Origin of the sequence: Pedobacter gandavensis, from assembly GCF_032677645.1 — a bacterium.
Classification (GTDB): Bacteria; Bacteroidota; Bacteroidia; order Sphingobacteriales; family Sphingobacteriaceae; genus Pedobacter; species Pedobacter gandavensis_A.
Genome location: NZ_JAVTSB010000003.1, coordinates 236,860 through 252,010 on the forward strand (window position 1 = coordinate 236,860; position 15,151 = coordinate 252,010).

Below are 15,151 nucleotides of genomic sequence, written 5' to 3' on the forward strand. Positions count from 1 at the left end.
TTAATATTAGATAATTAAAGGCACCCTTTTTGGGTGCCTTTTTTGTTATAGATATAATTTAAGAAAACAATAATTATGGAGCAACACTTCCCGAAAGGCAGCAAAACCAGAATAGTCATTGTAGGTGGCGGATTTGGTGGGATAGAATTAACGAAGAAACTAAGAGATCAAGACATCGAAGTAATCATGGTAGATAAACACAACTACCATACTTTTCAACCCCTGCTCTATCAGGTAGCTACCGGCGGACTGGAAGCTGATTCCATCGCCTTTCCCCTCCGCAAGATTTTTAAAGGACAAAAAAACCTGACTTTCCGTGTAGCGGAGGTGAGTGGAGTAACCCCTTTAAACAATTGCATACAGACCAGTATTGGTACGATGGATTACGACCATTTGGTGATTGCAACCGGTTCGACCAGCAATTTCTTCGGTCAGGACCAGATTCAGGAAAATGCCATGCCGATGAAATCCATCCCTGAGGCTTTAAACCTGAGAAGCCTGATTCTTCAGAATTTAGAAGCGGCACAAATTGCTCCCGATCCTGTAGTAGCCAATGAACTGCTCACTTTTGTGGTGGTTGGTGGCGGTCCTACCGGCGTAGAAACCGCAGGTGCCATTGCCGAGCTTAAAAAACATGTGTTAAAAAGTGACTATCCGGAGTTGGATATCGATAAGGTGTCGATTTACCTGATTGAAGGTTCACCTGAATTACTAGGCGCCATGTCTCCTCAGGCCTCTGCCAAAGCCCGCTTGTTCTTAACAGAATTAGGAGTCAAAATCATGACCGAATCCCGGGTACAGTCCTTTGATGGTAAAATGCTTTCCCTGGCGGATGGACAGCAGATCGGCTCTTCAAATGTGATCTGGTCTGCCGGTGTGAAAGGGGTCGTATTGGACGGTATGAATCCAGAGGTTATTGTGCGCGGCAACCGCTTAAAGGTCAACGAAATCAACAAGGTAGATGGCTATGAGAATATTTATGCCATAGGCGATGTAGCTGCCATGATTACGGAGGAGTTCCCTAACGGACATCCCGGCGTTGCCCCTGCCGCCATACAACAGGGCCGTCAACTGGCTGATAACTTATTGAACATCATAGCACACAAGCCCACGGCTTCTTTTAAATATAAAGATAAAGGCGCAATGGCTACGGTAGGCCGAAACCGGGCGGTTGTGGATTTACATAACATCAGATTTCAAGGGGTATTCGCGTGGTTTACCTGGATGTTTGTACATTTGATGACACTCGTTGGCTTTAGGAATAAACTCGTGGTTTTTGTGAACTGGGTTTGGAGTTATTTCAGTTACGATCGTGGAACAAGATTGATCATCAGACCTTACTATAAGAAAGTTAAGCATGAACCAGCAAAAGTCGATTAAACTCATAGAATGCCCAAGGGATGCCATGCAGGGGATCCATCATTTCATCGATACAGACCTTAAAGCCGCTTATATCAACCTGCTGCTGCAGGTAGGTTTTGATACCATCGATTTTGGCAGTTTTGTGAGTCCGAAAGCCATTCCTCAGCTTAAAGATACCGCAGAAGTATTGGCGAAACTGGATTTGAGTCTTAGTAAATCTAAATTACTAGCCATTGTAGCTAATTTAAGGGGCGTAGAGGCCGCAGTACAACATCCGGAGATCGATTTACTGGGTTTTCCTTTCTCTATCTCTGAGACCTTCCAGATGCGTAATACCAATTCTACCATTTCAGACTCTTTAGCCACTGTAAAGCAAATGCTGGAACTTTGTGACCGTCATAATAAAACGGCGGTCGTCTATTTGTCTATGGGATTCGGAAATCCTTATGGCGACCCATGGAATGAAGAGATTGTTTTAAGCTGGGCAGATACGCTGGCCGGTATGGGTGTCAAAATACTCTCTTTATCGGATACCATCGGGGTATCCTCTCCGGAAAGAATAAACGCTATTTTACCAGGGATGATCAAAACTTTTGATCAGATAGAGATTGGTGTTCATTTACACAGCACTCCGGAGACGCGTATTGAAAAAATGCAAGCTGCTTATGATATTGGATGCCGTCGTTTCGATAGTGCCTTAAAAGGCTTTGGAGGATGCCCTATGGCAACAGACGACTTAACTGGTAATTTAGCAACTGAAGACCTGATCTGGTTTCTGGAAAGTAAAGGAGAAACTTTAGGTCTGGATATGGATAAATGGAAAGCTGCAGTACAGCTCTCCAGTCAGATATTTTTAACTTAATTTTTTATGCTTTTTTAACCATTTTAAAGTGTTGAAATCCTGCTTCTTCAAACTGCGGTCCTTCAGCTACAAAGCCGAATTTCGCGTATAAAGGCATGGCAGCAAGCTGTGCGTTCAGGTAAATATAATGCGCATCCCCCGGTAAATCTGATAAAGCTGCGGCTACTAAAGCCTGCCCTATTCGTTTCCCTCTAAATGCCTTTAATACAGCAAAACGCTCCAGTTTATAGCCTTGATCTGTCTTTCTCCACCTACAGGCACCACATGGCTGATTATCCATCATGGCCAGGAAATGAGTCGACTCTTCTTCATGTTCCCATTCCAGTTCAGGTGGACAATTCTGCTCCTCCACAAAAACTATCCTACGGATCTCATGTACCTGATCCAATGTTTCTTTTCCAATTACCTTATTTACAAATAGTGTTTCCATGGCTTACTGATATTTCTACAAATATGGTAAAAATAGCAGTTTTAATTCACCTGATTTTGATGTTATTTGAATTATTATGACGGTATTGATTTTATTGAAAAACAACTGTCAAATCATTGTAAGGCAAATATTTGGCTACACCGATAGCGCTACTTAAATTCGTAGATGACGCCAGAAAAAACCGTATTCATAAAAATGAATGTGAAGAGTAAATTCGTTGTAATACTGATGATTGGCCTGCTGTCTTCTTTGACAAGACAAGTCCAGGCGCAATTGTGTAATGGTAGTCTTGGTGATCCGGTGGTATGGATTGATTTTGGCAGGGGGGATGAATTTTATGGCCCTCCATTGGGAAATAAAACGACTCTGGTTTATACTAAGGATTTTGTGGCTATTCAACCTGCAGGCCGGGGCTATTATCAGATGATGAAAAATGTCCGCGTTCCGGAGGATAGTGGTAGAACAGTCTCTAACCATACCCCAGGCGACCCCGAGGGCTACTTTATGTACCTCATAGCCAGCAACGTTCCAGGTTTTGTCTACCAAACGGATGTCCCCGCAGACCTTTGCGCCAATAAAACTTACGAATTTGCCTGCTGGCTCAACAAATTGTATCGCTCTCCAAATAATAAGCCCAGCCTCACCTTTCAGGTATTAGAGATGGATGATCGCATTATTGCAACTTTTGATGCGGGAGATATTTCTCAGGGCGATGAGCCCATCTGGAAACAATATGGATTTTTATTTACTACACCTCCCGGTGTAACCAGAGTAAAAATCAAGATCATGAACAATACGCCTGGTCGTGGTAATGAATTCGGCCTTGATGACATTACCTTCCGGCCATGCGGCACCACTATAAATACCGCGATAAACGGAGTCGCCAACCAGACAGAAAAAATAGCCTGCGACAATGCACCCGATATCATTAACATCAATGCTACCGTTGCAGGATCTACCACTTTACATTATCAATGGCAGAAAAAAAATGGAACAGCCTGGGACGACCTTGGCGGCGAAATCAATCCACAGATCAACATCAATCCGGTTACTTTACCATTGGGAGTTCATCAATACCGCGTTATGGTAGCGGGATCCAGCGAATTCAGTCTGGCAACCTGTAGAACAGCCTCCAACCCAATTACCATTAGGGCAAACGCCAGTCCGAAGATCACGTTGCCCCCATATTACCCCGTTTGTGTAGGCCAAAACCTGCAAATGGACGTATCCGGCGATGTAGGAACTTACCTTTGGAGCGGCCCAAACAACTTCAGCTCTACGCTAAAATCTCCAATCCTCAGCAATGCGACTTTAAATGATGCCGGGACATATCAGGTTGCGGTCTTCGCAAACGGTTGTACCACCATCGCTCAAACTAAGGTTACCGTAAATACCTTGCCCCTGGCTGCCATAGCCAATCCCGAGCGCTACATTTGTTATGGAACACCAACAATGCTTGAGGCCTCGGGTGGTACCAGCTACAAATGGAGCCCTGTTACCGATTTATCGGATCCTAATATTGCCAATCCCATTGCTTCCCCAACCAGTACCACCACTTACGAGGTTACGGTATCCAATGGGCTCTGCGAAAATAAAGCCCAGGCTATTGTCAACGTTTACAGAAAAACAGTAGCCAATGCAGGAAACAACAAAGTGATTATGGAAGGGGAATCTACCACCCTTGATGGCAGTATTTCCGGTGATAGCCTGCAATATTTATGGTCGCCCTCCACTAACCTGGATGATCCCCGTAAATTAAACCCGACAGCTACCCCAGTGGCCACCACCACTTATACGCTTAACGTCACTTCCCTCCTCAATTGTAAGGGAGCTACTTCCAGTATGATCGTTAAGGTTTTCAAAAAGGTGATCGTTCCCAATACTTTTACACCGAATGACGATGGGGTCAATGATGTATGGAACATTGAGGCCCTCCAGGCTTACCCCAACGCAGAGATCCGCGTAGTGAACCGTTACGGGGAAAAAGTATTTAGTGTGAAAGGGAGCTTTCAAAACTGGGATGGCCGGTACAAAGGAAAACCTTTACCCGCCGGGACTTATTTTTACTGGATTGACCTCCATGAAGCGGGGCAAAAGCCAATAGTCGGTCCGATTAATATTTTGAGATAAAATAACAGCGCCTGTCCCATATGATGGAGCAGGCGCTGTTATTTTAAAGCCTTAAAGGCTTAGATCTTAAACGAAAAACTATAGTTTATCGCTTGCGTCTCTACAGTTAAGGTCCTCGAAAGCCTGAGTTAAACGTTTAACAAAAGCTTCTTCACCTTTACGTAACCAAACGCGAGGATCATAATATTTCTTATTTGGTTTATCATCGCCATCAGGGTTACCGATTTGCGCCTGAAGATAAGCTTCATTTGCTTTGTAGTAATCCAAAACACCTTCCCATAATGCCCATTGCATATCAGTATCGATGTTCATTTTGATTGCTCCGTAAGAGATAGCTTCTCTGATTTCTTCCTGAGTAGAACCAGAACCACCGTGGAATACAAAGTTGATAGGTTTTTCAGCAGTGATACCGAATTTTTCTTTGATGAAGTCCTGAGAATTCTTAAGAATTACCGGTTGTAACTTCACATTACCTGGTTTGTACACACCGTGAACATTACCGAAAGCTGCTGCGATCGTAAATTTATCACTCACTTTGCTCAGTTCTTCGTAAGCATAAGCTACTTCTGAAGGTTGAGTATATAGTTTCGAGCTATCTACATCACTGTTATCTACACCATCTTCTTCTCCACCAGTTACACCTAGTTCGATTTCGATAGTCATACCCATTTTAGCCATACGCTCAAGGTATTTAGCAGAAATCTCGATGTTTTCTTCGATAGATTCTTCTGATAAATCTAACATATGTGAAGAGAACAATGGTTTACCATGCTCTGCGAAGAATTTCTCGCCATGATCCAATAAACCGTCGATCCATGGTAATAGTTTCTTTGCTGCGTGGTCAGTATGCAAAACTACTGCAACACCGTAATGCTCAGCTAATAAATGAACATGTTTAGCTGCAGAAACTGCGCCTAATACACAAGCATTCAAATTGTCATTATTCAATGTTTTTCCAGCGTAAAATTGGGCACCGCCATTGGAAAGCTGAATCATAACAGGTGAATTAACTGCCTTAGCTGTTTCCATTACCGCATTAACTGTGTTGGTACCGGTAACATTAACTGCAGGTAATGCAAACTGATGTTTTTTAGCCTGCTCAAATAATTCTTGAACGGCATCTCCGTAAATTACGCCTTTATAGCCTTTTAAACTCATTTTTTATAATTTTATATATGCCGAAGTTAGGAAAAATATCCCTCCGGCCAAATCTAAGGGCTATTATTTTTAACTAAAAACTACCTTAAACTGTTCTAATTTTTTTTTGTTTCTTTGTACTCGCATTTTTCAACAAATAACATGGCTTGGTTTAAGAGAGAAAAAAAAGGTATCAGTACAAGAACAGAAGAAAAAAAAGAAGCGCCAGACGGTTTATGGAACAAGTGTCCAAATTGTAAGAAAGCACTCCACAGTGCCGATCTGGTTGAAAATAAATACGTTTGCCAATATTGCGACTACCATTTAAGGGTAGGTTCAAAGGAATATTTTCAGGTATTATTTGACAACAATGAGTTCACAGAGTTATTTGCAAATCTAACTTCAGGTGACCCATTGAACTTCACAGATAGCAAACCTTATGTAGATCGTTTGGTAGAAAGTCAGGCTAAAACCGGCTTAAAAGACGCAATCAGAGCAGGTGTAGGTAAAATTGAAGGTCAGGATTTAGTAATTGCCTGTATGGATTTCAACTTTATCGGTGGATCTATGGGATCAGTAGTAGGTGAAAAAATCGCCCGCTCTATTGACTATAGTATCAAACACAAAATTCCATTCCTGATGATTTCTAAATCTGGTGGTGCCAGAATGATGGAAGCAGCGTTCTCGCTGATGCAAATGGCAAAAACATCGGCTAAATTAGCCTTGTTGAGTCAGGCAAAGATCCCGTATATCTCTTTATTGACCGATCCTACTACAGGTGGAGTAACCGCATCGTACGCGATGTTAGGTGATATCAATATCGCAGAACCAGGTGCTTTAATCGGTTTCGCTGGTCCGAGGGTAATTAAGGAAACGATTAAAAAAGATCTTCCTAAAGGATTTCAAACGGCAGAATTTGTTCAGGAACATGGTTTCCTTGACTTTATCGTAGACCGCAGAGCGATGAAAGCTAAAATTGCAGCTTTCCTTAGAATGGTAGCAAAATAAAATTGACTGGACTAAAAAAATTCAGTTTAAACATAAAAAAAAGTGGGAGTTTTAAAACTCCCACTTTTTTTATGCCTCAAATAATCGGTTCTAAGCCTATTTATTAGGATCAGTAGAGAATGAGTAAGGGAAATCCGTTTCTTTCGTCCCACGCTGCTTATTTGGCGTTGCAGACATATTGAAATCAAGTGTTGCACCCTTAGTCAGCTCAGCATGGCTCAACCAGTTCTTAGGATAAACAGCACCGTTGTATTTCAAACCTTGCACATACCTGTTGTCATCGCTGTTATTAGCCGCATTGATTACTACTTTTTTACCGTTTTCCAGGTTTAAAGTCACCTTTTTAAATAAAGGCGCACCTAAAACATATTGGTCTGTGGCCGGTGTTACCGGATAAAAGCCCATTGCCGAGAAAACATACCAGGCAGAAGTCTGACCGTTATCTTCATCGCCGCAATAGCCATCCGGAGTTGGTTTATACATACGGTTCATCGTTTCACGTACCCAATATTGAGTTTTCCATGGCGCACCTGCATAGTTATACAAGTAAATCATGTGCTGAATCGGCTGATTACCATGCGCATATTGTCCCATATTGGCAACCTGCATCTCACGAATCTCATGAATTACGCTGCCATAATAGCTGTCGTCAAAGATTGGAGGCAAAGTAAATACAGAATCTAACTTGGTCACAAACTTTTCTTTACCACCCATTAATTTAGCAAGACCGTCAATATCCTGGAATACTGACCAGGAATAATGCCAGCTGTTACCTTCTGTAAAAGCATCACCCCATTTAAAGGGGTTAAATGGCGACTGGAAATTACCATCTTTATTCTTGCCTCTCATCAATCCACTGGAAGGATCGAAAAGATTTTTATAATTCATACTACGTTTTGCGTAGATATCCGTTTCAGATTTAGGTTTTTTCAAAGCCTTACCCAATTGATAAATCGTAAAATCATCATAGGCATACTCTAAAGTACGCGCTGCATTTTCATTGATTTTCACATCGTAAGGCACATAACCAAGTTCATTATAGTACTTCACTCCTGCCCTTCCTACAGCATCTAATGGTCCTTCATTATTTGCACCATGAATCAATGCTTCATACAAAGTATTGATGTCATAACCGCGAAGTCCTTTGATGTAAGCATCTGCAACCACCGAAGCAGAATTGTTACCTACCATCACATTCGCATAACCCGGACTAGACCATTCCGGCAACCAGCCACCTTCTTTGTAATCGTTGATCAAGCCTTCCTGCATTTCTTTATTAATCGATGGATAAACCAGGTTTAAGAAAGGATATAAAGCTCTGAACGTATCCCAGAAACCTGTTCCGGCAAACATATAACCAGGTAATACTTTACCATTGTATGGGCTCCAGTGAACGATTTTGTTGCTGGCATCCAATTCATACAACTTATTCGGGAAGAATAAAGTGCGGTAAAAACTAGAGTAAAAAGTGCGGGTTTGATCAACCGTACCACCTTCTACCGCTACTCTGCTCAGGGTTTTATTCCAAACATCTTTAGCTTTTGTTTTTGTGGCATCAAAAGTATCATTGGCCAGTTCTCTTTTTAAATTAAGTTCTGCCTGCTCAAAACTAATGAAAGAGGAAGCGACTTTCATCCCTACCTGTTCCCCTTTTTTCGTTTTAAAACCTACAATTGCACCAGAATGATCCGCTTTTATTTCCAGCTCATCTTTCAGCAACTCCTTACCTTTCCAGGCATTGGCAGATACGAAATCTTTGTCAAAATAAGCTACAAAGTAGTTTTTAAAGTTTTCAGGTGTCATCTTATGACTGTGTCTGGTGGTATAACCGATCACTTTTCTTTCTTTCGGGAAGATCTTAATGTAAGACCCTTTATCGAAAGCATCAATCACTACAAAAGAGCTGTCAGATTTAGGAAAAGTGAATCGGAACTGCGCAGCACGCTCTGTAGGCGTAATTTCTGTCGTCACATCAGCATCCGCCAGGTAAACACTATAATAATAAGGTTTCACAACTTCCGCTTTATGAGAATACCAGCTGGCGCGCTCATCCTGATCGATACGTTTTTTACCGGTCACCGGCATGATCGAAAACTGTCCGTAATCGTTCATCCATGGCGATGGCTGGTGCGTTTGCTTGAAGCCACGAATTTTATCTGCATCGTAAGTATAAGCCCATCCATCTCCCATTTTACCGGTTTGTGGCGTCCAGAAGTTCATGCCCCAGGGCAAGGCAATTGTTGGATAAGTATTTCCGTTAGACATTGAGGGCTTGCTCGCCGTTCCCATCAAAGGGTTGATCCATTCTACCGGATCGCTCAGTTCCCCAACGGTCTGCGCAAAAGCTGCGGAAGAACCGGCAATCAGTAATGCGGTTAAGTATCGCTTCATCATCATGATATTGGATAAATTATAATATTTGGTTTAAAATCCAGCTTCAAATGCAGTATTTGACCATTTCTACAAACAGCTTCTACATTTTAGCGCTAAAAACGTTTTAGCACAGTCCTAAAGTAATAGATTTTTATCAATTATTTAAATAAAAAAGGCGCTATATCTAAATATGGCGCCTTCATTAGCAATGTAGCTGTAAATGTTACTTTAGATCGGATGTTGCGGCTTACCTTCCGGGAAAGGTACCTGGCTCATGACTGGAGCCCATAGGTTTATTGGTCCTGTGTGGTCTCTTTATAAAAACTGTCCGACTAAAATCTCCGGCAGAAGAGGTTTCGCCAGTATCTGGCTTATTATTTCCAAAATCTTCTGTTTCTTTGTACACCGTTTTCCGATGACTGTGTCTCTCGTTGTTGTTTTCCGGCTTTTTCATAACAAATATAATTTATTGATGTATACCGTAGCTTATTACGTAAACAACGCAAAAACAGTTATGTTTGATATAAAAAAAGAAAAAAATAAACAGGCTTAACCAGCCTTAGGCGCGTATATTTTTTCCTTAATTAACTTAGCCAACACCGTCAATTCGCTTTCTTCAAAAACGGAAGTTGCCATCAGCAACATCGGATAAGAATCCAGCGGATCGGTATAAGAAGGTTGTCTATAAGTAAAATCCAACACCTGAAATCCCAGACGCTCATAAAAACCGATTCTACGGATGGAATATTCATCTTCGGGTGGCTCTACTTCGAGTAAAATCCTGCCGGGAAGCAGTGATTTATAATAATTGAGTACGGAGGCGCCATAATTTTTGCCTCTCAATTCGGCATCAATAGCAAAATGTTCTACGAAATAGCTGCCTGAAATCTCCCACCAGATGATAAAACCAATATGTCCGTCGTCGGTATGGATCAGATCAAGGTGCATTTCCTGATCTGTAGAGATCCGTTGTAGTAAGGAATCCCAATCCCTCCGCTCGTGCGGAGGGAAGGCATCCTCATATAATTTTTTAATAAAGGTCAGCGAGGGATCGCTGGCCGTTGTAATCCGGTGAAACTTCATAAAGAAAATCTTTATGCTGTAACGTTCTGACTTACGATTTGTTTGACTTTATCAACTACAATATCCAGCTCTTCTTTCGTGTTGTATTTACTGAAAGAGAACCTTACAGAAGGTCTGTTCGGATCTGCATGAATACCAGTCAACACATGAGAACCGATGTTAGATCCGGAAGAACAAGCACTACCACCAGAGGCAGAAATGCCGTTAATATCCAGGTTAAACAACAACATATCAGACATATCCATTGCCGGGAAAGAAACATTCAATACCGTATATAAACTCTTATCTGCGTCAGTTTCACCGTTAAAGCTGATGTCAGCAATTTCAGTACTCAATCTGTTTTTCAGGTAATCTTTCAATCCCTGAATATGATTCTGGTGACTTTCCATCTCTGTATAAGCCATTTCAAGGGCTTTCGACAAGCCGATAATTCCATATACATTTTCTGTACCGCCACGCATATTGCGTTCCTGAGCACCACCATAAATCATTGGAGCGATTTTCACATTGTGATTTACAAAAAGAAAACCTACACCCTTAGGACCATGCAATTTATGCGCTGAACACACAATGAAATGTGCTTTCAGTTTTCTCACATCATGCTTGTAATGACCCATTGTCTGAACCGTATCGCAGTGATAAATGGCATCATATTGCTCACAGATCTCACCTACACGCTCAATATCAGTCAGGGTCCCCAACTCATTATTGGCATGCATTAAAGACACAAAAGAACGACCGTTTTCTTTCAATAACTGCTCTAAATGGTCATAATCAATATTACCTTTAGTATCAATATTCACAAAGCTCAACTTGTCAATTACCCCTTGTTTCAACAACATATCTAAAGTATGTTCTACCGCATGGTGTTCAATTTTCGAAGTAATGGCATGTTTGATATTGAAAGCAGCAATGCCACAACGAATGGCAGTATTGTCGGCTTCAGTACCTCCAGAGGTAAAAAAGACCTCCGCAGGAGTCGCATTTAAGAGACCGGCAACAGTTTTTCTTGCTTTTTCAACCAGCGTTCTTACCTCTCTACCCTGAGCATGAATTGCAGATGGATTTCCGTAAAAATTAGTCATCACATTCACCATTTCCGAAATTACTTCCGGATCTAAAGGTGTAGTTGCCGCATTGTCTAAATAGATCCTGTTTACCTTCATTAGTTCAATTTTAAAATTTCTTTAATATCTGAAATGATCTTAGAAGCCAGGTTCTCCGCAACAGTTTCGCTCCCCGCTTCACTATAGATACGAATGATTGGCTCAGTATTAGATCTGCGCAAATGCACCCATTCCTTATCAAATTCAATTTTCAACCCATCGATCGTACTGGTAGGCTGGTTTTTATATTTCTCCTGAACTTTTAGCAATAAAGCATCGATATCCATTTCAGGTGTTAATGTAATTTTATTTTTAGAGATATAATAAGCAGGATAGCTACTTCTCAAAAGAGAAATCGACTTACCAAACTTCGCTAAATGCGTTAAGAATAAACCAATACCAACTAAAGCATCACGACCGTAATGAGATTCAGGATAGATGATACCACCATTACCTTCGCCACCGATCACCGCGTTATTGGCTTTCATTTGATTTACAACATTTACCTCACCAACAGCTGAAGCATGGTATTCCATACCTGCTTTTTCCGTCACATCTCTCAATGCTCTGGTCGAAGAAAGGTTAGAAACCGTGTTACCAGGTGTATTTTGAAGTACGTAATCCGCAACAGCAACTAACGTATACTCTTCGCCGAACATAGCACCATCTTCACAAACAAAACATAAACGATCAACATCAGGATCTACTACGATACCTAAATCAGCGTTTTTAGCTTTTACCACCTTAGCGATTTCCGTTAAGTTTTCCGGAAGCGGCTCTGGATTGTGTGGAAAATGACCGTCAGGAGTACAATACAATTCATAAACTGTTTCTACGCCTAAAGCTTTCAGTAATGCCGGAACAAATATCCCTCCTGTAGAGTTCACACAGTCGATAGCAATCTTGAAGTTTGCAGCTTTAATTGCGGCAACATCTACTAAAGGTAAAGCAAGAACGGCATCAATATGCTTTTGCAGATAGGTGTCGTTTTTAGTTACTGTACCTAAATCATCTACATCTGCGAAGCTAAATTCTGCTTTCTCAGCGATCTCTAAAAGTTCTTTTCCATCAGCATCGCTGATAAATTCTCCCTTTTCATTCAATAATTTCAAGGCATTCCATTGTTTTGGGTTATGACTTGCGGTTAAGATGATACCGCCACCAGCATTTTCAAGTGGCACAGCGATTTCTACTGTTGGGGTAGTGGATAAACCAAGGTCGATTACCTCAATGCCTAAGCCTTGAAGGGTTCCAATCACCAGGTTGTTCACCATTTCACCAGAAATTCTGGCGTCACGTCCAACAACAATTTTCTTAATATTCGTTTTATTGATAATCCATGAGCCGTAAGCTGCTGTAAATTTAACGATATCAATAGGAGTTAAACCATTACCGGCAATTCCTCCGATGGTTCCTCTTATTCCAGAGATAGATTTTATTAGTGTCAAGTTATTCGGTTTTTTTTTCAAAAATAGCAAAAAAACAACATAAAGACTGATTTATACCGCTTCGAATCGTAAAATTAACATCATTAAAATCGGGAAGGAAGCTCAAATAATCCTCAATGTTGCATTTGAAAATACTATATTTGTGTTTTTCTTAAACATCAACAAAAACGGGCTTTATGCAGCGCAAGTGGTTTCAATATTGGTTCAACTCTCCCTATTATCATATTTTATATAGTCAACGTAATGATGCTGAGGCAGAATTCTTAATTGATAATCTGTCGGCACACCTAAAGCCTGCTGCGGATTCCAAAATTATGGATATCGCCTGTGGTCGCGGAAGACATTCTATTTACCTGAATAAAAAAGGTTACGATGTAACCGGTGTTGACCTTTCCGAACAAAGTATCAAATATGCGCAGCAGTTTGAGCAGAAGAACCTGCACTTCTTTGTGCATGACATGCGTAAACTGTCTTTCATCAATTATTTTGATCTTGCTTTAAACCTGTTCACTAGTTTCGGTTATTTTGAAACAGAAAAAGAACATGTGAGTGCCCTAACCTCGTTCAGAAAAAGCTTAAAGCCTGATGGAACCCTGGTTATCGATTATTTCAATACTCAAAAGATTATTAAAAATCTGACACAGCAGGAAACAAAAACGATGGATGGTATTGAATTCCACCTTCATAAATTTGTTGCTGATGGTAAGATCATCAAACATATCAATTTCGAACACCGCAATAAATCTTTTGCTTTTGAAGAGCGCGTACAAGCCTTCCAAAAAGATGATTTCGAAAGAATGTTGTTAAAAAGCGGACTAGAAATTAAAGAAACCTTTGGTAACTATGCTTTAGAGCCATTCGATGAGACTAAATCTGACCGTTTGATCTTAATCTGCAAAAAAATATGCTAGAAAGCCTGCATCAATTTGACGTAGAACTATTTCTGAAAGTGAACCGCGATATGGGCAATCCATTTTTCGACTGGCTCCTTCCTTTGATGCGCAACCGTTATTTCTGGGTGCCATTGTATCTGTTTATCATCATCTTTTGCATTAAAGAATACAAGAAAAGAGGATGGTACATCATTGGGATGCTTATTTTCACAGTAGCCATGGGCGATTTAATCGCTTCCAGAGTCATCAAACCATTGGTAGGACGTATCAGGCCTTGCAACGACATTGATCTGGTTGGCGAACTGATCCGACGTGTCCCTTGTGGCAGCGGCTATAGCTTTCCTTCTGCGCATGCCACCAATCATTTTGCCATGGCTGTTTTCCTGATTTTCGTATTCTACGATAAATGGAAGCCGATTTTACCGATTGGACTGGCCTGGGCATTTATCATTTCTTTCTCACAAATTTACGTCGGGGTACACTACCCTATTGACACCATGGTGGGCGCCCTACTCGGCAGTCTGATTGGTTTCACGACTTCAATCATCTATAAAAAAATACAACCACAAGTATAATGGAAATATGGAAGTTGCTTATCTTATTCTTTAGTGCCTTTCTGGGAGGCTCTGCCATCTTTATGGTGAAGAGCGATAAATCTCAGTTGCTAAAGCTAATCCTTTCCTTTAGTGGAGCTTATTTATTCGCGATAACGGTATTACACCTGATTCCGGAAGCTTACAGCGGACCTGATCATGCCTCCATCGGCATTTTCATCCTGATTGGTTTCCTGTTCCAGATCCTGCTAGAGCAGTTTTCGGAAGGCGTAGAACACGGTCATATTCATAAACACGGAGATTCTAAAGCATTTCCTTACGGCATCATGATCAGTCTTTGTCTGCATGCTTTCCTCGAAGGAATGCCATTGGCTAAAGATCAGCACAATGCCTTGATTTTCGGGATTTCCTTACACCATATCCCTGCTGCTTTTGCCCTGGCAAGTATCCTGATGCAAAGTAAGTTCAACAGAAACAGCGTACTATTTTACATTAGTATCTTCGCAATCATGGCCCCATTAGGCTTTTACGTGAGCTACGGATTGAGTACAGGCGCTATTGGCGGTGTAGAAGACTATTTCAATAAGATTATGGGTATCGTGATTGGTATCTTTTTACACATCTCTACCACGATTCTATTCGAATCCAGTGTAGACCATAAAGTGAGTAAAAGAAAAATGATTGCGGTATTGTGTGGTGTGGGTATTGCCCTGATCGGTTATTTCATGACCGGACAGACGCATCAGCACTAAAAAAATTCTGCTA

Annotated in this window: 14 protein-coding genes; 7 read left to right on the plus strand and 7 right to left on the minus strand. The window is 41.1% G+C overall.

The features are described 5' to 3' along the window. The first annotated feature begins 75 nt into the window (after positions 1-75). Positions 76-1,380 carry an NAD(P)/FAD-dependent oxidoreductase gene (locus R2Q66_RS06830; RefSeq protein WP_316747263.1) on the plus strand — a complete coding sequence of 435 codons (1,305 nt, stop codon included), beginning with the start codon at positions 76-78 and terminating at the stop codon, positions 1,378-1,380. Continuing rightward, positions 1,358-2,224, plus strand: coding sequence for a hydroxymethylglutaryl-CoA lyase (locus R2Q66_RS06835; RefSeq protein WP_316747264.1), 867 nt, complete (start codon positions 1,358-1,360; stop codon positions 2,222-2,224). The genes R2Q66_RS06830 and R2Q66_RS06835 overlap by 23 nt, the downstream gene beginning before the upstream one ends. Positions 2,225-2,228: 4 nt before the next feature. Here R2Q66_RS06835 and R2Q66_RS06840 read toward each other — a convergent pair whose 3' ends face one another. Beyond that, entirely contained in the window at positions 2,229-2,654 is a 426-nt protein-coding gene (locus R2Q66_RS06840) for a GNAT family N-acetyltransferase (RefSeq protein ID WP_316747265.1), read from the minus strand. 165 nt (positions 2,655-2,819) lie between these two features. On the opposite strand from R2Q66_RS06840, the gene R2Q66_RS06845 reads away from it, so the two are divergent. Continuing rightward, positions 2,820-4,784: a gliding motility-associated C-terminal domain-containing protein gene (locus R2Q66_RS06845; RefSeq protein WP_316747266.1), complete on the plus strand. Its 1,965-nt coding sequence runs from the start codon at positions 2,820-2,822 to the stop codon at positions 4,782-4,784. Positions 4,785-4,862: 78 nt separating this feature from the next. Here the strand turns inward: R2Q66_RS06845 and fbaA are convergent, their stop codons facing one another. After that, positions 4,863-5,942, minus strand: coding sequence for a class II fructose-bisphosphate aldolase (gene fbaA / locus R2Q66_RS06850; protein WP_316747267.1), 1,080 nt, complete (start codon positions 5,940-5,942; stop codon positions 4,863-4,865). 141 nt (positions 5,943-6,083) lie between these two features. Here fbaA and accD point away from each other — a divergent pair, with 141 nt between their 5' ends. After that, positions 6,084-6,929 carry an acetyl-CoA carboxylase, carboxyltransferase subunit beta gene (gene accD, locus R2Q66_RS06855; protein ID WP_316747268.1) on the plus strand — a complete coding sequence of 282 codons (846 nt, stop codon included), beginning with the start codon at positions 6,084-6,086 and terminating at the stop codon, positions 6,927-6,929. A gap of 96 nt (positions 6,930-7,025) precedes the next feature. Here accD and R2Q66_RS06860 read toward each other — a convergent pair whose 3' ends face one another. From R2Q66_RS06860 to glmM, 5 genes are all read right to left on the minus strand, one after another. Continuing rightward, on the minus strand, positions 7,026-9,320 hold the full coding sequence (locus R2Q66_RS06860) for a GH92 family glycosyl hydrolase (RefSeq protein WP_316747530.1): 2,295 nt from the start codon (positions 9,318-9,320) through the stop codon (positions 7,026-7,028). A gap of 229 nt (positions 9,321-9,549) precedes the next feature. Next, on the minus strand, positions 9,550-9,756 hold the full coding sequence (locus R2Q66_RS06865; RefSeq protein ID WP_316747269.1) for a hypothetical protein: 207 nt from the start codon (positions 9,754-9,756) through the stop codon (positions 9,550-9,552). Between the two features lie 95 nt (positions 9,757-9,851). Then, on the minus strand, positions 9,852-10,385 hold the full coding sequence (locus R2Q66_RS06870; protein WP_316747270.1) for a GNAT family N-acetyltransferase: 534 nt from the start codon (positions 10,383-10,385) through the stop codon (positions 9,852-9,854). 11 nt (positions 10,386-10,396) lie between these two features. After that, positions 10,397-11,551 (minus strand): cysteine desulfurase family protein, encoded by a 1,155-nt coding sequence (locus R2Q66_RS06875; protein ID WP_316747271.1) that lies wholly within the window; start codon positions 11,549-11,551, stop codon positions 10,397-10,399. After that, positions 11,551-12,939 carry a phosphoglucosamine mutase gene (glmM, locus tag R2Q66_RS06880; RefSeq protein WP_316747272.1) on the minus strand — a complete coding sequence of 463 codons (1,389 nt, stop codon included), beginning with the start codon at positions 12,937-12,939 and terminating at the stop codon, positions 11,551-11,553. The genes R2Q66_RS06875 and glmM overlap by 1 nt, the downstream gene beginning before the upstream one ends. Positions 12,940-13,115: 176 nt before the next feature. Between glmM and R2Q66_RS06885 the strand changes: the two genes are divergently transcribed. The 3 genes from R2Q66_RS06885 to R2Q66_RS06895 are packed head-to-tail and all read left to right on the plus strand — an operon-like array spanning position 13,116 to position 15,138. After that, positions 13,116-13,850: a class I SAM-dependent methyltransferase gene (locus R2Q66_RS06885; protein WP_316747273.1), complete on the plus strand. Its 735-nt coding sequence runs from the start codon at positions 13,116-13,118 to the stop codon at positions 13,848-13,850. After that, positions 13,844-14,407, plus strand: coding sequence for a phosphatase PAP2 family protein (locus R2Q66_RS06890; protein ID WP_316747274.1), 564 nt, complete (start codon positions 13,844-13,846; stop codon positions 14,405-14,407). The genes R2Q66_RS06885 and R2Q66_RS06890 overlap by 7 nt, the downstream gene beginning before the upstream one ends. Beyond that, entirely contained in the window at positions 14,407-15,138 is a 732-nt protein-coding gene (locus tag R2Q66_RS06895) for a ZIP family metal transporter (protein WP_316747275.1), read from the plus strand. Before R2Q66_RS06890 ends, R2Q66_RS06895 begins: the two co-directional genes overlap by 1 nt. Positions 15,139-15,151 lie beyond the last annotated feature (13 nt).